The sequence below is a fragment of the Corynebacterium falsenii genome, assembly GCF_020099275.1.
Lineage (GTDB): Bacteria > Actinomycetota > Actinomycetes > Mycobacteriales > Mycobacteriaceae > Corynebacterium > Corynebacterium falsenii.
Map to the genome: position 1 here is coordinate 808,694 of NZ_CP083646.1, position 19,003 is coordinate 827,696.

The 19,003-nt window shown below is 65.1% G+C and carries 18 protein-coding genes; 13 read left to right on the top strand and 5 right to left on the bottom strand.

The window, feature by feature from the left end:
- Window positions 1–49 precede the first annotated feature (49 nt).
- A complete protein-coding gene (locus tag LA343_RS11710) occupies window positions 50–172 on the bottom strand; it encodes a hypothetical protein (RefSeq protein ID WP_263436973.1) in 123 nt (40 codons plus the stop codon).
- A gap of 50 nt (window positions 173–222) precedes the next feature.
- Here LA343_RS11710 and LA343_RS11715 point away from each other — a divergent pair, with 50 nt between their 5' ends.
- The 3 genes from LA343_RS11715 to ppk2 all read left to right on the top strand — a co-directional run bounded on the left by LA343_RS11715 (window position 223) and on the right by ppk2 (window position 2,060).
- On the top strand, window positions 223–531 hold the full coding sequence (locus LA343_RS11715; protein WP_025402000.1) for a hypothetical protein: 309 nt from the start codon (window positions 223–225) through the stop codon (window positions 529–531).
- A gap of 132 nt (window positions 532–663) precedes the next feature.
- A complete protein-coding gene (locus LA343_RS03615; protein WP_224209213.1) occupies window positions 664–840 on the top strand; it encodes a hypothetical protein in 177 nt (58 codons plus the stop codon).
- A gap of 329 nt (window positions 841–1,169) precedes the next feature.
- Complete coding sequence (gene ppk2, locus LA343_RS03620; RefSeq protein WP_025402001.1) at window positions 1,170–2,060, top strand: polyphosphate kinase 2; 891 nt, start codon at window positions 1,170–1,172, stop codon at window positions 2,058–2,060.
- A 24-nt stretch (window positions 2,061–2,084) separates the two neighbouring features.
- On the opposite strand, the gene LA343_RS03625 is transcribed toward ppk2, so the two are convergent.
- The 3 genes from LA343_RS03625 to LA343_RS03635 form a co-directional block, all read right to left on the bottom strand.
- Entirely contained in the window at window positions 2,085–6,098 is a 4,014-nt protein-coding gene (locus LA343_RS03625) for a Pls/PosA family non-ribosomal peptide synthetase (protein ID WP_052337504.1), read from the bottom strand.
- A 6-nt stretch (window positions 6,099–6,104) separates the two neighbouring features.
- Window positions 6,105–6,551, bottom strand: a complete 447-nt coding sequence (locus LA343_RS03630) for a MarR family winged helix-turn-helix transcriptional regulator (protein WP_025402003.1) — start codon at window positions 6,549–6,551, stop codon at window positions 6,105–6,107.
- 161 nt (window positions 6,552–6,712) lie between these two features.
- Window positions 6,713–7,030, bottom strand: a complete 318-nt coding sequence (locus tag LA343_RS03635) for a rhodanese-like domain-containing protein (protein WP_025402004.1) — start codon at window positions 7,028–7,030, stop codon at window positions 6,713–6,715.
- A 116-nt stretch (window positions 7,031–7,146) separates the two neighbouring features.
- Here LA343_RS03635 and LA343_RS03640 point away from each other — a divergent pair, with 116 nt between their 5' ends.
- Complete coding sequence (locus LA343_RS03640) at window positions 7,147–9,642, top strand: HAD-IC family P-type ATPase (protein ID WP_081737257.1); 2,496 nt, start codon at window positions 7,147–7,149, stop codon at window positions 9,640–9,642.
- Here the strand turns inward: LA343_RS03640 and LA343_RS03645 are convergent.
- On the bottom strand, window positions 9,639–10,121 hold the full coding sequence (locus LA343_RS03645) for an inorganic diphosphatase (protein ID WP_025402006.1): 483 nt from the start codon (window positions 10,119–10,121) through the stop codon (window positions 9,639–9,641). The genes LA343_RS03640 and LA343_RS03645 overlap by 4 nt on opposite strands.
- A 168-nt stretch (window positions 10,122–10,289) precedes the next feature.
- Here LA343_RS03645 and dacB point away from each other — a divergent pair, with 168 nt between their 5' ends.
- From dacB to LA343_RS03690, 9 genes are read left to right on the top strand one after another with little or no spacing between them, the layout of a single operon-like run.
- On the top strand, window positions 10,290–11,681 hold the full coding sequence (gene dacB / locus LA343_RS03650) for a D-alanyl-D-alanine carboxypeptidase/D-alanyl-D-alanine endopeptidase (RefSeq protein ID WP_224209214.1): 1,392 nt from the start codon (window positions 10,290–10,292) through the stop codon (window positions 11,679–11,681).
- Window positions 11,682–11,691: 10 nt separating this feature from the next.
- Window positions 11,692–12,777: a tRNA lysidine(34) synthetase TilS gene (gene tilS, locus LA343_RS03655; protein WP_025402008.1), complete on the top strand. Its 1,086-nt coding sequence runs from the start codon at window positions 11,692–11,694 to the stop codon at window positions 12,775–12,777.
- On the top strand, window positions 12,778–13,359 hold the full coding sequence (hpt, locus tag LA343_RS03660) for a hypoxanthine phosphoribosyltransferase (protein WP_025402009.1): 582 nt from the start codon (window positions 12,778–12,780) through the stop codon (window positions 13,357–13,359).
- Between the two features lie 33 nt (window positions 13,360–13,392).
- Window positions 13,393–15,975: an ATP-dependent zinc metalloprotease FtsH gene (ftsH, locus tag LA343_RS03665; protein WP_025402010.1), complete on the top strand. Its 2,583-nt coding sequence runs from the start codon at window positions 13,393–13,395 to the stop codon at window positions 15,973–15,975.
- Window positions 15,976–16,018: 43 nt separating this feature from the next.
- Window positions 16,019–16,597, top strand: a complete 579-nt coding sequence (gene folE, locus LA343_RS03670; protein ID WP_025402011.1) for a GTP cyclohydrolase I FolE — start codon at window positions 16,019–16,021, stop codon at window positions 16,595–16,597.
- A 37-nt stretch (window positions 16,598–16,634) separates the two neighbouring features.
- Complete coding sequence (folP, locus tag LA343_RS03675; RefSeq protein WP_039911111.1) at window positions 16,635–17,486, top strand: dihydropteroate synthase; 852 nt, start codon at window positions 16,635–16,637, stop codon at window positions 17,484–17,486.
- Entirely contained in the window at window positions 17,479–17,841 is a 363-nt protein-coding gene (folB, locus tag LA343_RS03680) for a dihydroneopterin aldolase (protein WP_025402013.1), read from the top strand. The genes folP and folB overlap by 8 nt, the downstream gene beginning before the upstream one ends.
- Complete coding sequence (folK, locus tag LA343_RS03685) at window positions 17,841–18,437, top strand: 2-amino-4-hydroxy-6-hydroxymethyldihydropteridine diphosphokinase (protein ID WP_052337506.1); 597 nt, start codon at window positions 17,841–17,843, stop codon at window positions 18,435–18,437. The genes folB and folK overlap by 1 nt, the downstream gene beginning before the upstream one ends.
- Window positions 18,438–18,465: 28 nt before the next feature.
- Complete coding sequence (locus LA343_RS03690) at window positions 18,466–18,960, top strand: DUF3180 domain-containing protein (protein ID WP_039910853.1); 495 nt, start codon at window positions 18,466–18,468, stop codon at window positions 18,958–18,960.
- Window positions 18,961–19,003 lie beyond the last annotated feature (43 nt).

Genomic DNA, 19,003 nt, shown 5'->3' on the forward strand with positions numbered 1-19,003 from the left:
GCAGGTTAGAAGTCCACGGGCCCAACAATAAAGATGGGGCTTCATTTTCTTACGCTTTCTTGACTTTTTTCACGACCCAGGAAAAGTTCATAAAACTCTTGCCCAACAGGCAGTTTTCGATACGCTCAATGTAGGCAACCGCGAAGGTGTAGCCGCCATTGATATCACGCATTGTTGTCTCGCAAAACAATGCGCGTTCGTAAACTCTGACATGGGAGAATCATGAATCTCGACATTCTGAAGACCATTCTCGAGGATTTCTCGACTTTCTGGACCAACATCGGCGACTTCTTCAAGCCGCTGTTCAACCTGCTCAACGGTGACGACGCCTTCACCGGCTCCTCCGACGTACTGCACGGCCTGGGCAGCTCCAACGGCACCGAGGGTGTGGAACCCACTGACCCGAGCGTCCCGACCCCTCCAGTTGAGACCACCCCGGTCGACCCCACCCCGGTTGAGACCACTCCGGTCGACCCCTCCCCGGCTGAGACCACTTCCCCGGCTGAGCCCACCGCTAAGCCCGCTGCTTAAGTAGCGCCCAGTCCAGGGCGGACACTGCACCGCTTCCGCGTCCCCTCCTTCGCATGAGTAGGAGGGGCACGGTAAACATGCACCTCTCACTTCCTCACTATTCCATCCACATTGTTTCAAAGGAGAACAACAATGGATATCTTCACCTACGCCGCAGACGCCGCTGAGGGCGCAGCCACCACCGCTGACGCCACCGGATCCAGCGCCGAGACCTTCTTCACCTTCATGAACGATTTCGGTTCCTGGGTCGGTGTCATCGCTAAGCTCATCGGCCTGATCCCGAACGCTCTGCAGGCACTGGGCCTCTAAGAGCACCGGCAACACCCCTCCCTCGCGAAGCACCTTTCCCCCTCGCGAGACGTCGCAACCCACGCGAAAGCCCGCGCGGCCACTGGCATTGTCAGTGACCGCGCGGGCTTGGTGCATGTCTGGACTCTTCCGACCGTTCCGGAGGAACGCAATCGGCGTGCAGACACAGTGCAGCCCCCGGGTTACAAGCAACACACCAGCGAGGAAACTTCGTTCTAAATGGGGCTAATCACCCGTTCTCTTACTCGGTACTCAGGCATGCAAAAACCTATAATGGAGGGGTATGGCTAACAGTCCCCACAGGACCCAATCGGAGGAGAACTTACATAATGTCTGATGATGACTTCCACATCGTTGACCTAGCGGCCACCGAAGGGTACTTGGTGGACGACTCGGACGAAGACGATCCCACACTCATCACCCCAGACGGCCACCGCGTCGATACCTGGCGCGATGGCTACCCCTACGACGAGCGCATGAGCCGCGAGGAGTACGAATCCACCAAGCGCTCCCTGCAGATCGAGCTGCTGAAATGGCAGAACTGGACCAAGGACACCGGCCAGAAGCACATCATCCTCTTCGAAGGCCGCGATGCCGCCGGTAAGGGCGGCACCATCAAGCGCTTCAACGAGCACCTCAACCCCCGTGGCGCTCGCACCGTCGCCCTGGAAAAGCCCTCCGAGCGCGAGTCCACTTCCTGGTACTTCCAACGCTACATCCAGCACTTCCCGGCCGGCGGCGAGATCGTCTTCTTCGACCGCTCCTGGTACAACCGCTCCGGCGTGGAGCGCGTCATGGGCTTCTGCACCAACGACCAGCACGCCGAGTTCCTCCGCGAAGTTCCCATGCTGGAGAACATGATCATGGGCTCCGGCATCAGCCTCACCAAGCTGTGGTTCTCCGTGACCCGCAAGGAGCAGCGCACCCGCTTCGCCATCCGCCAGGTCGACCCGGTGCGCCAGTGGAAGCTCTCCCCGATGGACCTCGCCTCCCTGGACAAGTGGGATGACTACACCCGCGCCAAGGAGGAGCAGTTCCGCTACACGGACACCAACGAGTCCCCGTGGATCACCATTAAGTCCAACGACAAGAAGCGCGCCCGCATCAACGCCATGCGCTACGTGCTCTCCAAGTTCGAGTACACCGGCAAGGACCACGACGTTGTGGGCGAGCCCGATCCGCTGATCGTCAAGCGCGGTCGCGATCAGATCGGCGACTAGTAGCGGGTGGTAAGCCACTGCCCACTAGCGTTGCCGCCACACCTCGATCGGGTTGCCCTGCCACCGCGTGGCCGGGGGAACCTGGTCACCGCGCATGACCAATGAGGCGGGGCCGACCGTGGCGGCGTCGCCCACAGAGGCGGCCGGAAGAGCCACGCTGTGCGGGCCCAAGGTGGCCCCCGCACCAATCTGAACCTCATCGAGGCTCATCACGCGATCCTGGAATAGGTGCGTCTGCACCACACATCCCGGACCGACCGTAGCCCCGGCGCCCACGGCTGCAAGATCAGCCTCCGGTAGCCAGTAGGAATCCAGCCACGCGCCGCGGCCCACCCGCGCACCCAGTGCGCGCAGGAACATGTTCAGCGATCCCGTGCCCAGCGTGTGCGCCAGGAACCACGGGCCGGCGACGGTCTCCACGAACTGATCCTGCAGCTCGTTGAGCCACACGAACCGCGACCACAGCACGTGATCGCCCGGGCGAATCCGCCCCACGCACAGCCACTTCATCGCGACCGTCAGCACCGCCGCCACGAAACCAGCCGCGATGAGCACCAGGCCCGCCACAGCATAGGCCTGCCACACACCCCAGTGCAGCAGCGCTGCCTGCAGTGCAATCACGCAACCGCCGGCCAGCGCCGCAGACGTCATGGGAGCCAGCAGGCGCAGCGTCTCCACCGCACCGCGGGCGGCCTTGAGGCCGAAGCCGGGGTTGTAGGTGCGGGTGCCGCCGGCCGCCTCGTCGGATTCGACCTTCGCGCGCCGCAGCCGCTCCGGGGGCGAGCCCAGCCAGTCGGTGCCGGACTTCGTCTTTTCCGGGGTGGAGGACAGCACCGCGACCAGTGAGTTCTTCTTCAAATGCCGCTCCGGTCCCGCGATGCCCGAGTTACCCAGGAAGGAGCGCTTGCCCACCTTCGTGACACCCGTGCGCATCCAACCACCGCCGCCGAGTTCGTAGCCGCCGACCATGGTGTCGTCGGCGAGGAACGCCCCGCGGTTGACCTCCGCGAACAGCGGCACCATCACCGCGGTGGAGATCTCCGCGTCCTTGCCGACCTTCGCGCCGAGGGAGCGGAACCACCACGGCGTGAGCTGTGCGGCGTACATGGGGAACAGGTAGGTGCGCGCGGCGTCCATGAGGCGTTCGATGGCCCAGATTCGCCATCCCGTCAGGCTTCTTACTGGAACGACGCCGGGACGCAGGCCCAACGACAGGACTCTTACCGCCACCCACGTCAGCCCGGCGTACAGGGCGAAGACGATGAGCCCCGCCACAGCACTCCACCCGATCGTGGCGGCGATCCCCGCCCCCGAGGGAGTGTCCGGGCCCACCAGCGCAACCACCACGGCAACACCGGCGAACAGGGCGATGAGCGGCAGCAACGACAACACGATGGCGCTCACCGCATAGATACCCACCCACCGGGAGCTGCGCGGCGCGGCGTCGTCAGGAAAAAGGGTGCGGGCCTTGCCGACCTTCACCGCAGGCGATCCGGCCCAGCGGCTGCCCGACTTGACCTTCTTGCGATCGGTCACGGCGGACCCGGCCTCGATGTGCGCACCGGCGCCGATGCGCGCGCCGGGGAACAGCACGCAGCGCGCGCCCACCGATGCGGCGGGGCCCACGGAAATGCGCCCAACGTGCAGGGTGTCGCCCTCGATCCAGTAGCCGGAGAGGTCGACCTCCTGTTCCACGGAGCAGTAGTCGCCGAGCTTGAGCAGGCCGGTGACGGGCGGGAGGGTGTGCAGCTGCACGCCCTTGCCCACGTCCGCGCCGAGCCAGCGGGCGAAGGTGGTGATCCAGGCGGCGCCGGAGACGTCCCGGGCGCCCGAGGTGTCGGCGACCCGTTCGGCCGCCCAGATCCGCAGGTGCGTGGCTCCACCGCGCGGGTAGTCCCCGGGCGTGATGCCAGCGCAGAGGCCGCGGATGATGAGTGCCGATAGCGGCAGGCGGCCCAGGGGAGTGGCGAAGATGAGCAGCAGCACGATGCACAGCCAGGCCGGGACGGGCCGGGCATAATCCAGCACCGGGGCGAGCAGCGCGTTGGCGACGACGAGCCACGTGACCCACTGCGCCCCGGCGAGCGTCATGGCGGGGAGCTGGATGAGCGCCTGAGCCAGCCGGGTGCCCGTCGAGACGGGGCGGATGTGCCGGGATGGCTTGTTGCCTGCGGCACCTGCGCCAGCAGCGTTGCCGGACTCGGCAAAGTCATCAAGGTCATCAAGGTCGACAAGGTCATCGACGTACTCCGCGAACGCGCCCAGCCGCGAGTGGTCGTAGAGGTCTCGCACGCTGACTGTGGGCACGCGCTTGCGCACCTGTCCGATGAGCGTGGCCGCGCCCAGCGAGGTGCCACCGAGGGTGAAAAAGTCCACGTCCGGGCTGGTCACGGCAGTGCCGAGGGAGTCGGACCACAATCCCGCCAGCCACTCCTGGGTGGGGGTATCGAACCGGGCCTCGCCCCGGGAGGGCAGTGGCCACGGCAGGGCCTTCTTGTCTACCTTGCCGGAGGTTGTCACCGGCAGGGAGTCCAGTGGGCACAGGCGAGGCACCATCGCCGCGGGCAAGTTGTTCTTCAGCTCCGCCTGGGCCTGCGCGAGGTCGAACTCTTCGGCGCTGCCGGCCTCCGGGGAGACGTAGCCCACAAGCACCTTGTCGCCACCGCCGGTGGTCTGCACGACCACGGCGGAGCTGCGCACGTTCGGCAGGGCGGACAGTGCGGCATCGACCTCGCCGAGTTCGATGCGCCGCCCGCCGATCTTCACCTGGTCGTCCACGCGCCCCACGAAGTACAGGCCGTCGGGTTCGAGGCGCACGTGGTCGCCGGAGCGGTAGGCGCGATCCCAGCCGAGTTCGGGCATGGGGGAGAACTTTTCGGCGTCCTTCGCCGGGTCGAGGTAGCGGGCCAGGCCAACTCCGCCGATGACGAGCTCGCCGGTCTCGCCCATGGCGACCGGCTGGTTGGAAGTGTCCACGACCGCGAGGTCCCAGCCGCGCAGCGGCAGGCCAATGGAGACGGCCGAGACGCCATCCATCGTGGTGGCGCAGGCCACCACCGTGGCTTCGGTGGGGCCGTAGGTGTTCCACAGTTCGCGCCCGTCGGTGGCGAGCCGGGCCGCGAGCTCGGGTGGGCAGGCCTCGCCGCCGAAGATGAGCAGTCGTACTGCGTCGAGCGCTTCGTCCGGCCACAGGCCTGCCAGCGTCGGCACGGTCGAGACCACGGTGACGCTGCGGGCGATGAGCCACGGGCCCAGGTCCACGCCGCTGCGCACTAGCGCTCGGGGTGCGGGCACGAGGCACGCGCCGTGGCGCCAGGCCAGCCACATTTCCTCACAGCTGGCGTCGAAGGCCACGGACAGGCCGGCGAGCACGCGGTCGCTGGGCCCGAGCGGCTCGTCGCGCAGGAACATCTCCGCCTCGGCGTCGACGAACGCGGCGGCGCTGCGGTGGGTCACCGCCACGCCCTTGGGCTTGCCGGTGGAGCCGGAGGTGAAGATGATCCACGCGTCGGTGCTGGTTGTGGGGCCGAACTCTTTGCTACCGTCGCTTTCTCTATTCGACGTATCCGTCATATTCGACGCCACCACGATCTCCAACCCCGCAGCTGTGTAGATGGCGTTGACGTGCGCTTCGCCGAACACAAGCTCCGCGCGCTCGTTTGGATCGTCGGCATCGACGGGCACGTAGGCGGCGCCGACGGCGAGGGTGGACAGGATGGCGATGTACAGCGCCCGGGAGCCCGAGGGCATGCGGATGCCGATGCGGTCGCCGCGCCCGAGGCCGCGCGAATGCAGCCAGTGCGCGGTGGTGGTGACCTCTTCGAGCAGTTCGGCATACGTGACGATGCCCTCGCCATCGTCGATGGCGGGGGCGTCTGGGTGGGCGGAAGCGGTGGCTTTCAGGATGTCGAACAGCGTGCGCGGTTCGGGCGGCTCGTGCGAGCGGAGGTACTGGGTGGGAATGTTGTGGGTTGGAATGTGGTGGGCAGGAAGGTCGGGGGACGGAGTGGCTGTGGGGGTGTGCTCGGAATCGGTCACCGGTACCTAGCTCTCTTCTCCAGCAATGGTGGCTTTGGCGAGTTTGCGCAGGTGCTTGAGCTGCTTCGAGGTGGATTCGTCCAGGGCCTTGTCCTCGGCCTTGGTGACGATGGGCTTGAGGCTATCGTAAGCCTTCGCGCCCTTCTTGGTGATGGAGATGATCTGCCGCCGCCGATCCTTCGCGTCCTTGACACGCTTGGCGAGGTTGCGCTTCTCGAGCGAATCGACAAGCCGTACCATGTCGGACCGGTCCACGCCGAGAATTTCCCCCAGGGCGGCTTGACTGGCGGCGTCGCCATCGACGAGGCATGTGAGGATCCAGTATTCGCGGAGGTTGAATCCGTGCTCGGCCAGGGAGGATTCAACGAACTCCCGGGTTCTGCGCCGCAATCGCTCCAGTTGGAACGACGGGGAGGACAGGAGTTCCGTAGGTAGCGGCAGGGATTCAGACATACTGCAAAATATACCGCTAACAATGGGGGCTGTCTAACTGTTGGGTGTGCCCATTATCCGAATGTTGGACATCTTTTGCCGCGGTTTTGCAGCCCGCACTGAAAGGGGCACTGGGCTGTGCGGGAATGTGCAGGGTTGTGCACCCGGTAGTAGTGAGAGTGTTAGCTGATCTCGTCTTCCTTGCGCCAGATGGCGAGGCCCTCGTCGCGCCACCCGGAGCTGCCGTTGGCCACGTTCTTGGCGTCGATACCGTTCATCTCCAGCCACTGGCAGGCCTTTGCGGAGCGGCCGCCGGACAGGCAGATCACGTAGATGTCCTTGTTGAGATCCAGCTCGGAATAGCGAACCTGCAACTCAGACAGCGGGATGTTGGTGGCACCTACCGCGTGCCAATCGTTGAACTCGTCTGCTTCACGCACGTCGATGAGCTGTGCGTTCGCGGGAACGTCCTTGGGCTGTACTGTTTCGAATTCACTCATGCCACCCCATTGTAGGCAAAAACGTCTACGCCAGCCGTCACAGTGGCGCGCAGCTACGCAGTCTTCGCTATGAACTTCATAAGACGAACCGGGGTCGCGGCCGTGCAGCTACCGTCATGGAGTTAAATAGATGGAATACCCCGGCCGCATCCCACCGGCCGCCCACGAAGGAGGTTGAATTGGCGCATACCAGCGACCACGTGTCCGCGGCGTCTCCGGCTGCTACCGACCCTACGAGGGGTCTCACGGCCGCCGAGGTGGCTGAGCGCACGAAGCGCGGCGAGGTCAACACACAGGGCAGCGGCACCGGCCGCAGCGTGGCCCAGATCCTGCGCGCCAACATCTTCACCCGCGTCAACGCCATCCTTGGCGTGCTGTGCGCGATCGTGCTGTCCACCGGTTCGATCATCAACGCCGCCTTCGGCCTGCTCATTATCGCCAACTCCGCAGTGGGCGTGATCCAGGAGCTGCGCGCCAAGAAGACCCTCGACGAGCTGCGCATCGTCGGCGAATCAGAACCCACCGTCATCCGCGACGGCGAAGAGAAATCCATCCCGCAGCACGAGGTCGTCCTCGGAGACATCATCAAACTCCGCTCCGGCGACGAAGTGGTGGTGGACGGCACCGTGGTCTCTGGTTCCGTGCGCGTGGACGAATCCCAGCTCACCGGCGAAGCCGATGCCGTGAGCAAGGGCGAAGGTGACGAGATCCTCTCCGGCTCCATCGTCAACGAAGGCTCCGCCGTTTTCCGCGCCGATAAAGTCGGCGACGAGGCCTACGCCGCCCGCCTGGCCTCCCAAGCCAGCGAGTTCTCGCTCACCGACTCCGTCCTCATGAACGGCATCAACAGCATCCTCAAGGTCATCACCTGGCTGCTGATCCCCACCGGCATCCTCACCATCTGGACCCAGCTCGTGCGTTCCGGCACGGGCGTGCGCGAATCCATCCTCTCCATGGCCGCGGCGATCGTTCCGATGGTGCCGGAAGGCCTGATCCTCATGACCTCCATCGCCTTCGCCGCGGGCGTGATCCGCCTCGGCAAGTTCAAAGCCCTGGTCAACGAGCTCGTCGCCATCGAGGGCCTCGCCCGCGTCAACACCGTGTGCACGGACAAGACTGGCACCCTCACCACCAACGAGATGGAACTCGACTCCATCGTCGCCGCCGACGGTAGCGAGGCAGACGAATCCTGGGCGCGCAACCTCGCCTCCATGCTGGGAGCCCAGGATGACCTCAACGACACCGCTCGCTCCATTGTGGCCGGGTTGCATGAGCGTGGCGTCGAACCCGAACAATGGCAGGGACAAGAAATCCCCTTCAACTCGCGGTACAAATTCTCCGGATTTACCACTTCCGATGCCACCGCGTGGATCATGGGCGCGCCCGATGTGCTCCTGCGCGAGGGAGGTGCCGCCGCGGAGACCGCCAAGAAGTTGGGTGACGAGGGGCTGCGCATCCTCGTGTTCGGCCAGGTCGCGGGCAGCGATGGTGAGCGCTGGGCAGATACTGACAACCTCAGCATGGATTCCGCACCACAGCTCGACGAACCCGTGCTCGTGGTGCTGCGCCAGCAAGTGCGCCCCGATGCCCGGGAGACGCTCGAGTTCTTCGACGAGCAGAACGTGGACATCAAGGTCATCTCCGGTGACAACCCGGATTCCGTGGCGGCCGTCGCACGCAAAGCGACCGACCGGGAGCTCGTGGCGGTCGATGCCCGCACCCTCAATGACCTTGACCAGGACGCATTCGACGCGGAGATCAAGCGCGCCAACGTCTTCGGACGAGTCAGCCCCGAGCAGAAACAGCAGATGGTGGAATCCCTGCATCGACAGAACCGCACGGTGGCGATGACCGGTGACGGCGTCAACGACGTGCTCGCGCTGAAGAAGGCCGACATCGGCGTGGCCATGGGATCGGGCGCGCCGGCGACGCGTAGTGTGGCGCAGCTCGTGCTGCTCACCAACAAGTTCTCCGCGCTGCCGCGCGTGGTTGCCGAGGGGCGCCGGGTCATCGGCAACATCGAGCGCGTGGCGCACCTGTTCCTGACGAAGACGGTGTACTCGGTGGTGCTGGCACTGGTGGTGGCGGTGCTCGGCATCGCGTTCCCGTTCCAGCCGATTCACGTGACGATCACCGGATGGTTCACCATTGGCATTCCGGCGTTCGTGTTGTCCTTGGCTCCGAACACAGAGCGTCCGCGGGAGGGATTCGTCAAGCGCGTGCTGGCTCTGGCGATTCCCTCCGGCGTGCTTATCGGCGGCATCTGCGTGGCGATGTGGATCATCATTTACCCCGGCGCAGATGTGCCGGAAATTCAACGGCAGCAGGCCGGAACGGCCGTGCTGCTGGCGCTGATCATCATGGGGCTGTGGGTGCTGTGCATCGTGGCGCGCCCGCTGACCTGGTGGAAGGTGCTCCTATTGGCCTGCTGCGTGGGCGGCTACCTAGTGATCTTCCTCGTGCCGCCGCTGCGTGAGCTGCTGATGCTGCACCCCGGCAACCTCACCTTGATGATCGCGGGATTGGCCGTGGGCGTGGGTGGTGCGGCGCTCATTGAGATCGCTCACCAGATCGCCGCCCAGCGGCAAAAGGTGCTCGAAAGGGCTGACTAGCCCTTGTAGCGCTCGATGGCTTCGTCGAGGATCTTCTGAGCTTCCTCGGCGTTGCCCCAGCCGGAGCCGTGAACTTCCTTGCCCGGCTCCAGATCCTTGTAGTGCACGAAGAAGTGCTCAATCTCGTTGCGGGTGAACTCATCGACATCGTCGATGTCCTGGTACTTGTCGAAGCGGACATCGTCGAGCACACAAAGCAGCTTGTCGTCGCCGCCAGCCTCGTCGGTCATCTTGAACACGCCGACCGGACGGGCCTTGACGATCACGCCGGGGTAGAGGGGCTCCGGCAGGATCACGAGGGCATCCAACGGGTCGCCGTCCTCGCCCAGGGTGTGATCGATGAAGCCGTAATCGGCCGGGTATGCCATGGGAGTGAACAGGTAGCGGTCCAAGTAAACCTTGCCGCTCTCGTGGTCCACTTCGAACTTGTTCCGGGAACCCTTGGGGATCTCGATGGTGACTTCAACGTGATTGCTCATGGGCAGTTCCTCGCCGTCCTTTACCTGTTTGATTGCGTTGGGGATGGGGATAGATGCGTCTGTTTTGTATCTAGTTTGTATCTAGTCTCGTATCTAGTCCGTCCCTTTTTACGTACCTTCCCCAGTCTATAGCGTCCGATGTCTCCTTCGTTAGCTAGTGTGAGTGAGGTGAGTAAGTCGGTGAAGAAGGCCCAGCCGAAAAAGCCCAAGCGTCTCAAGCGGTGGCTGCTGACCATTGCAGTGTTCCTCGTGATCGCTGCAGTGGTGATCGTGGCTGCCCTGTGGCTCGCAGGGCGCAATACCTACAAGGTGCAGCCCGCGCCCAGCGTTGCAGAGGCCACGCCCGCTCTCCGCGGGCCGAATGACACGGGCACGGTGCCGGACGTGGAAGCTGCGGTAGCTCAGGCGGCGGCGAACCCCGCGTTGGGTAACCTCGCCGCGCAGGTCACCGACCTCGTCTCGAACACGGTGGTGTGGAACAAGTCGGAAAACCAACCGATGGTTCCGGCCTCCTCCACGAAGGTGCTGACCGCCGGGGCGGCACTGCTCACCCTGCCGAACGACCAGCGCGAAGTCACCACGGTCACCGAAACCAAGCCAGGCACCCTCGTGCTGAGCTCCACCGGAGACGTCACCCTCGCCACCGAACCGGGCAAGGGCTTCTTCACCGACCCGGCGACGATCAGCGATCTGGCTGGCCAGGTGAAAAAATCCCTGGGGGATCAGAAGGTCTCCGAAATCATCGTGGATAACTCCGTGCGCAGCAAGGACGTGTTCAACTCCACGTGGGATCCGCAAGACATCGACGGCGGCAACGTGGCCGACCTCGATGCCGTGATGCTCAACGCCGGGCGCCTGGACCCCAGCGATCCCTATTCGCCCCGTTCGCACAGCCCCGGCGAGGACGTCGGCGAGGCTCTGGCCAGCGCCCTGGGTGCAACCGGTGCGACCGTGACGCTCAGCGACTCCGCCCAGGACACCCAGCAAGGTGGCAATAAGATCCTCGGTACCGTGAAGTCCGCGCCGCTGGACGTGCGCCTGCGGGACATGATGATCCACAGCGATAACCTGCTGGCCGAATCCATCGGCCGCGACGTGGCCGCAGCAATGGGCAAGCCCACCACCTTCGCCGGCGCCGCCGAGGCCACCCTGGAGGCACTGAAGAACAATGGCTACCCCACGGAGAATGTCACCCTCAAAGACAACTCCGGAATGAGTAAGGACAACCGCCTCACCGCCATCGCCCTCAACGGCGTGCTGGCGGGGGAGAAGACCCGAGAAATCCTCGACCTACTGCCCGTCTCGTCCGCCGAAGGAACGCTCGCCAACCGCTACGGTTCCGGCTCCGGCGCGGAGGCAGCGGCCGGATGGGTCCGCGCCAAGACTGGCACCCTCTCTGGCGTCAGCGCCCTCGTGGGAACCATCATGACCGCCGACGGTCGCCCCCTGACCTTCGCCTTCCTGTCCAACGGTTCCGAGGTGGATGCCGCCCGCACGGCGTTGGACCAACTGGCGGCGTCTCTGCGCAACGCGAAGTCCGGCGCGCCAGCCACCAACTAGCCACCTGCCCATGAGCCTGCACTCCGAGTTCGCCCGCTTCGCCGCCACGCATACGCTGCCCGCTGACGTCGCCATCGGACTCTCCGGCGGGGCCGACTCCCTCGCACTCGTCCACACCGCCCTGCACCACGGCTGCCACGTGCACGCCATCGTGGTGGATCACCAGCTCCAAGCAGACTCCGCCTCCGTCGCCCGCACCGCCGCCGACCGCGCCCGCGCACTCGGCGCCACCGCAGAGATCCGCACCGTCACCGTCGCCGGGGACGGGGAGGGACCCGCCCGCCACGCCCGCTACCTCGCCCTCGGCCACGCCGCCGCCGGCCGCCCACTGCTCGTCGCACACACCGCCAGCGACGCCGCCGAGGGGCTCCTCCTTGGGCTGACCCGCGGCTCCGGCTTGGATTCCCTCGCCGGGATGCCGAGCGTCACCACGGATCATCCCGCCGTCGACGCCGGGGCCGCGTGGCTCGGCAGGCCACTGCTACGGTGCAGCCGCACCGACACCCAGGATCACTGCCGCCGCGCCGGGCTCGAGTGGTGGGACGACCCCCACAACGCTGACCCCCGATTCACCCGCAGCCGCATCCGCACCGACCTGATCCCCCAGATGCGCAACGCCCTCGGCGAACACATCACGGACAACATGGCCCGGACAACCCGACTTCTCCGCGACGATGCGGACGCGCTTGATACCGTCGCAACCACTGCGTTGACAGGGCTCACGGAGGTGGCGTCGAACAACAAAGAAGCCCCAGCACTAGGCGAAAAAACCGCCCTGAACTGCGCGAAACTTAGCCAACACCCGGCGGCGATCCGGCGGCGCATCTACCAACGTTGGCTGGCGGACATCGCCGGGGAACTCACCAGCACGCACCTGCTCGGCATCGATGCGCTGGTGGAGCGCTGGAAAGGTCAGGGAGGTGTGGCGATTCCCTGGGGCCAGCAGTGCCCTACAATGAACGAGAAGCGCCATACTCACCGGTTGGTGGTGCGCAGAAAAGACGGACAACTACAGCTAGCCGCAGTGGCTGCAGTGGCGAAAGACAATCGAGCCAAGCTATCCAACCAACTGCGGGAAGAGGAACGGGATCACTGAATGCACAGCGATAAGAACTTCGATGTCCCCGCGAACCCGTACGGCGACGACCTCGAGAGCGTGCTCATTGACGAGGAAACCCTGCACGCCCGCATCCGGGAAATGGCCGCGGCGACATCCGAGCGATTCCGCGACGAGGAAGATGACCTCATCCTCGTGTGCGTACTCAAGGGGGCGGTGTTCTTCATCACCGACTTCGCCCGCGCCCTGGATATCCCCTCCCAGCTGGAGTTCATGGCAGTGAGTTCCTATGGAAACTCCACGAGTTCATCAGGCGTGGTGCGTATTCTGAAGGATCTGGATCGCGATATTGAGGGCAGGAATGTGGTGATCGTCGAGGACATCATCGACTCCGGCCTGACCCTATCGTGGCTGATCAAGAACCTGCGCAACCGTCATCCGAAGAGCCTGTCGGTGGTCACCCTGCTGCGCAAGCCGGAGGCCGTGAAGGTGAAGATCGAGCTGGAAGATATCGGCTTCGATATCCCCAACGAGTTTGTGGTCGGCTACGGCCTGGACTTTGCCGAACGTTATCGCGACCTGCCCTACGTTGGCACGCTGCGGCCCGCAGTATACGAATAAGCCACACCATTTAGCTACCCACACCTAGGAAACATGGACAAGAAAAAGGTTCTGAGGATCGCCGGCATCGTGGCCGCGGTGCTCATTGTGATCTACACATTCGGCGTGCTCACCGACGGCACCCGTGGCTACGACAACGTGGACACGTCCGTGGCCATGGAGCAGCTCAACAAGAAGAACGTCTCCGAGGCGCAGATCAACGATCGCGAACAGGAACTGCTGCTCAAGCTCAAGGACCCCATCTCCGTCGATGGTAAGGACGGGATTGAGCAGGTCGTGACCAAGTACCCGGCTCGGGTGTCGCCTCAGGTGTTCGACGCCGTTGCGGGCTCCGACGCCCAGAAGTACAACACGAAGGTCACACAGGATTCCTTCCTCGGCGGGCTGCTGATGATGATCTTGCCGATGCTGCTGATCTTCGGCTTGCTCATGTTCCTGTTCAGCCGCATGCAAGGCGGTGGGGGAATGGGAGCCTTCGGCTTCGGCAAGTCCACCGCCAAGCAGCTCAACAAGGACAACCCGGATACCACCTTCGATGATGTGGCCGGTGCGGACGAGGCCGTGGAGGAGCTCGACGAAATCCGTGACTTCCTCTCCGACCCCAGCCGCTACGAGGCCCTGGGTGCGAAGATCCCGCGCGGCGTGCTGCTCTACGGCCCGCCCGGTACCGGTAAGACCCTGCTGGCCCGCGCCGTGGCCGGTGAGGCCGGTGTGCCGTTCTACAGCATCAGCGGTTCCGACTTCGTGGAGATGTTCGTGGGTGTGGGTGCCTCCCGCGTGCGTGACCTGTTCAAGCAGGCCAAGGAAAACTCTCCGTGCATCATCTTCGTGGACGAGATCGACGCGGTGGGTCGCCAGCGCGGCGCCGGCATGGGCGGCGGACACGATGAGCGCGAGCAGACGCTGAACCAGTTGCTCGTGGAGATGGATGGCTTCGGCGACCGCGAGGGCGTGATCCTCATGGCTGCCACCAACCGCCCGGACATCCTGGACCCGGCGCTGCTGCGCCCGGGCCGTTTCGACCGACAGATCCCGGTGACCAACCCGGATCTGGCAGGCCGCGAGCAGATCCTGCGCGTGCACGCCAAGGGCAAGCCGATCGCCAAGGACGTGGATTTGAAGTCCCTGGCCAAGCGCACCGCGGGCATGAGTGGTGCGGATCTGGAGAACGTGCTGAACGAAGCTGCGTTGCTGACCGCCCGCGTGGACGGCAACGTCATCACCGCCGACGCGCTGGAAGAGGCAACCGACCGCGTGGTGGGTGGCCCGCGCCGCAGCTCGAAGATCATTTCCGAGCACGAGAAGAAGGTCACGGCTTACCACGAGGGTGGCCACACTCTGGCCGCCTGGGCGATGAAGGACATCGACCGGGTGTACAAGGTCACCATCCTCGCCCGCGGTCGCACCGGCGGTCACGCGATGACCGCGCCGGAAGACGACAAGGGCATGTACAACCGCTCCGAGCTGTTCGCCCGCCTAGTGTTCGCCATGGGAGGCCGTGCTGCTGAGGAGCTGGTGTTCGGTAACCCCACCACGGGAGCCTCTGCCGATATCGAGATGGCGTCCAACGTTGCCCGCGGCATGGTCATGGAGTACGGCATGAGCCCCGTCATCGGCGCCGTGAAGTACGGCCAGGAGCAGGGTGATCCCTTCGCCGGCCGGGGTGGCCAGGGCCAGTCAGAGCCGTCGCAGGAAGTCGCAGCGCAGATCGATGAGCAGGTGCGCATGCTCTTGGACAAGGCACAGAAGATCGCCTACGAGGTGCTGCGTGACAACCGGGACTACCTGGATACCCTCGCCGCCAAGCTGCTGGAGAAGGAGACGCTGCGCCGACCGGACCTGGAGGCCATTTTCGATGGCATGGAGTCCCGTGAAGTCAACGACATCTTCCCCATGCAGGATGTGGACCGCCCCATGGATTACCGCGAGCCGGTGAAGACCCCCGTGGAGTTGGCGAAGGAGCGTGGTGAGGAGCCGCCGAAGAAGAACGACTTCTTCTCCGCTGCCCGCCGTGCCCGCATGGAGCGCCGCAAGGCAGAGCAGGAAAAGCAGCTGCAGGAGGCACGCCAGGAAGACGAGCGCGCGCTGGAGAACAAGCCGCTGCGCCGCCCCGAGGATCAGCCCGCTGATCCCGAGCACCCCGCCGAGCGTCCCCAGCCGGTGGAGGAGCGCGGTTTCCGCTTGCCGGAAAGCGAGCGCCCGGATCACCCGTGGACGAGCGACGATGCGCCGACCCGGAAGATCACTCCGGTGCAGCCGCCGGAGAACCAGCGTGAGGGCCAGCGCGGTGAACAGCACGGTGATCGGCGTGAGGACGCGCAGGTGCCACCCGCACAGCCCGCGCCGCACGCACAGCCTGCAGAGCCCGCAGAGTCCGCACCGCAGCGCCCGCGCCGCGGAGCGTTCCCGAAGCAGGAGTTCCCGTGGGAGCGCAACCGCGATGAGCATGCTGGCCACAACCACAGCGCCAACCGCAGCGATAACCGCAGTGACAGCCACAGCCGCGGCAACGATTCGACTCGAGGCGACGATCAGGATGGTGGCCGCCACGCCAAGCGCGACGGCCTAACCCCGTATGACCGTTACCCCTTGGACGAGAACGACAACGATAAGTAATCACAGCTGAGTAGACGAAGTAGACGAGGATCTGCACCCCACGATGAGTTACCCCGAGTTCGACCAGCCCCGCGCTGAAGCCGCCATCCGCGAGCTTCTCTTCGCGATCGGGGAGGACCCCGACCGCGAAGGGTTGGTGGAAACACCCGCCCGCGTCGCCCGTGCTTACAAGGAAGCCTGCGCCGGCCTGCACACCGACCCCACCGCCGTGCTGGAAAAGACCTTCAACGAGGACCACCAGGAACTCGTCCTCGTCCGCGACATCACGTTCTACTCGACGTGCGAGCACCACCTCGTGCCCTTCTTCGGCAAGGCCCACGTGGGCTACATCCCCGGCGAGGAAGGTAAGGTCACGGGCCTGTCCAAGCTGGCTCGCCTCGTCGATGGCCTGGCGAAGCGCCCGCAGGTCCAGGAGCGCCTCACCAGCCAGATCGCCAACGCCCTCGTGGAGCGCCTCGACCCCACCGCGGTGGTTGCTGTATTGGAGGCCGAGCACCTGTGCATGGCCATGCGCGGCATCCGCAAGCCCGGCGCCACCACCGTCACCTCTGCCGTCCGCGGTCTGTTTCAGACCAGTGCCACCTCCCGGGCGGAGGCCATGGCGCTCATCCGCGGCCACTAGGCGCGCCGTGACTACCACTCCCACCCGCACCCAGGTCATGGGAATTCTCAACGTCACCGAGGATTCCTTCTCCGATGGCGGCGCGAACCCCACCACGGACATCGCCGTGCGCAACGCGCTGGCCATGGTCCGCGATGGGGCGGACCTCATCGACATCGGCGGGGAATCCACCCGCCCCGGAGCCACCCGCGTGGATCCGACCGTCGAGCGCAATCGCGTGGTCCCCGTCATCACCGAACTAGCCTCCCAAGGCATCTCTACCAGCGTGGATACCATGCGCGCCGCCACCGCCGCCGCAGCTGTGGAGGCCGGCGTGGATTACATCAATGACGTCTCCGGTGGCCTCGCCGATCCGGACATGCTCCGGGTTTGCGCCGAGGCCGACCTCCCCGTCATCCTCATGCACTGGAACAAGGGCACCAAGGAGGGCTTCGCCGGGGCGGAGGGCTACCACGATCACGGTGAGGACATCGTCGCCCACGTCTGCGACTGGCTCACTCGCCGCGTCGATGCCGCCGTCGCCGCAGGCGTGGCGGAACGCAATATCATCCTGGACCCGGGCATCGGATTCGCTAAGAAGCCGGAGGAGAACTGGAAGATCCTCGGCGGCCTTGACCGCATCAACGACCTTGGCTTCCCGGTGCTCGTGGGAGCGAGCAGGAAGCGCTTCCTCACGGCTTTGCGCCCCGGGCCCGATGGCCAGCCGGGCGCCCCGGATACCGCCGACGACGCCACGGCTGCGGTGTCGGCCCTGGCGGCGTCGGTTGGCGTGTGGGCGGTGCGAGTGCATAATGTGGCACCCACACGGGCAGCCGTGGATGTGGCCTACGCCGCGTCCACCGGCAAGGGCCCAGATGTCGCAGAAGATTGGAGAGCCAGGCGTGGCTGATCGCATCGAATTGCTGGGCGTGGAGGCCTTCGGGCACCACGGCGTGTACCGGCAGGAGAAGGACACGGGCCAGAAGTTCGTGGTGGACATGGTCGTGTGGACCGACTTCGCGGACGCGGCCGGCTCCGATTCCCTCGGCGACACCATCAACTACGTGGAGCTCGCGGACATTGCCGTGGACGTCATCCAGGGCCCGGGGTATGACCTCATCGAGACCGTGGCCTCGGTCATCGCTGATCGAATCAAGACCCTCGCCGGCGTGTATGCCGTGGAGGTCACCGTGCACAAGCCGCAGGCTCCCATCGACTACCCCTTCGCCGATGTGCGCGTGGTCGCCCGGCGCTCGAATCGTTGATGAACACAGAACAGTTGCCTGCAGACCCGACGCAGCGCCCCGAGATCACCGCGTTCATTGGCCTGGGCAGTAACCTGCCTGGCGACGTCGGATCGCCAGAAGCTCAAATCGAGCGCGCCTGCAAGTTGCTCGAGATGCACCCGGCCATCCGGATCGTCCAGCGTTCCCGCATCTTCGCCACGCCGCCGTGGGGTGGGGTGGAACAATCCGAGTTCCGCAATGCTGTGATCCACGTGCGCACCACTCTCGATCCCCTCGCGTTGCTGCATCATTGCCAGTTTGCGGAGGCGGTGGGCAACCGTGTGAGGGAGGTGCGCTGGGGCCCGCGGACTGTTGATGTGGATGTTCTTAGTTGTTTCGACGCCACCCTGAGCCCGATTATCTCCCACGGGCAGTGGGGGTTCGAACTAGTAGTGCCTCACCCGTACGCGGCGGAGCGGGCGTTCGTTTTGGTGCCGTGGCTGGACCTCGATGCGGCCGCCGAGCCGTGGTGTGTGCTGGGGGAACGCACCATCGCCGAGTGTGTGGCGGATGTTGACGAGGCTGAGGTTCGCGGCATCGTTGCCGTGGAGGATCCGCCAGCCGGGCACCGATAGGGGGCAGTGGGGTTGTAAGATAGCCAGGGTGAAAGACATCAAGCGCATCAACATCTTCGCCCTGGTTGGGGTGTTCGTTGCTGCTGCACTGATCGCGTTTGTCACGGCTCTGGGGTTCTACGGGGATTTCCCCGCGATTAATGTGCTGGCCTCCACGTTGATGTGGGTCATGGCCGTGGTGTGCGGCATCGCCGGGTGGGTGATCCGGCGGCGCATCGCTAACGGGGAAGTGGGCATGGATCGCTCACAGTTGAATCCCGTGACGGTGGCGCAATGGCTGGCGCTGGGCCAAGCGGTGGCCTGGGTGGGGGCCGTGATTGGCGGATTGTACGTGGGCGTGGGGTTCTACGTGGTGCCGAAGGCCAGCACTTTGGTGGCCGCCAGCGAGGACATTCCGGGCGTGGTGTCTGGGGCGCTATCGTGTGTGGCGGCCACGATCGCGGGCGTGTGGTTGGAGCGCAGTTGCATCGCGCCGCCGCCCGATGCGCCGGAGCCGCCTCTGCGCTCGGGGGCTGCGGCATAGGGGCTGCGGCATAGGGGGTGCGGCTTAGGGGGCGGGGCTCAGG

Excerpts from the sequence above, each read along its gene's own strand:
- LA343_RS11710 (WP_263436973.1), bottom strand. The coding sequence starts at position 172 with ATGCGTGATATCAATGGCGGCTACACCTTCGCGGTTGCCTACATTGAG.
- LA343_RS11715 (WP_025402000.1), top strand. The coding sequence starts at position 223 with ATGAATCTCGACATTCTGAAGACCATTCTCGAGGATTTCTCGACTTTC.
- LA343_RS03615 (WP_224209213.1), top strand. The coding sequence starts at position 664 with ATGGATATCTTCACCTACGCCGCAGACGCCGCTGAGGGCGCAGCCACC.
- ppk2 (WP_025402001.1), top strand. The coding sequence starts at position 1,170 with ATGTCTGATGATGACTTCCACATCGTTGACCTAGCGGCCACCGAAGGG.
- LA343_RS03630 (WP_025402003.1), bottom strand. The coding sequence starts at position 6,551 with ATGTCTGAATCCCTGCCGCTACCTACGGAACTCCTGTCCTCCCCGTCG.
- LA343_RS03635 (WP_025402004.1), bottom strand. The coding sequence starts at position 7,030 with ATGAGTGAATTCGAAACAGTACAGCCCAAGGACGTTCCCGCGAACGCA.
- LA343_RS03640 (WP_081737257.1), top strand. The coding sequence starts at position 7,147 with ATGGAGTTAAATAGATGGAATACCCCGGCCGCATCCCACCGGCCGCCC.
- LA343_RS03645 (WP_025402006.1), bottom strand. The coding sequence starts at position 10,121 with ATGAGCAATCACGTTGAAGTCACCATCGAGATCCCCAAGGGTTCCCGG.
- tilS (WP_025402008.1), top strand. The coding sequence starts at position 11,692 with ATGAGCCTGCACTCCGAGTTCGCCCGCTTCGCCGCCACGCATACGCTG.
- hpt (WP_025402009.1), top strand. The coding sequence starts at position 12,778 with ATGCACAGCGATAAGAACTTCGATGTCCCCGCGAACCCGTACGGCGAC.
- ftsH (WP_025402010.1), top strand. The coding sequence starts at position 13,393 with ATGGACAAGAAAAAGGTTCTGAGGATCGCCGGCATCGTGGCCGCGGTG.
- folE (WP_025402011.1), top strand. The coding sequence starts at position 16,019 with ATGAGTTACCCCGAGTTCGACCAGCCCCGCGCTGAAGCCGCCATCCGC.
- folP (WP_039911111.1), top strand. The coding sequence starts at position 16,635 with ATGGGAATTCTCAACGTCACCGAGGATTCCTTCTCCGATGGCGGCGCG.
- folK (WP_052337506.1), top strand. The coding sequence starts at position 17,841 with ATGAACACAGAACAGTTGCCTGCAGACCCGACGCAGCGCCCCGAGATC.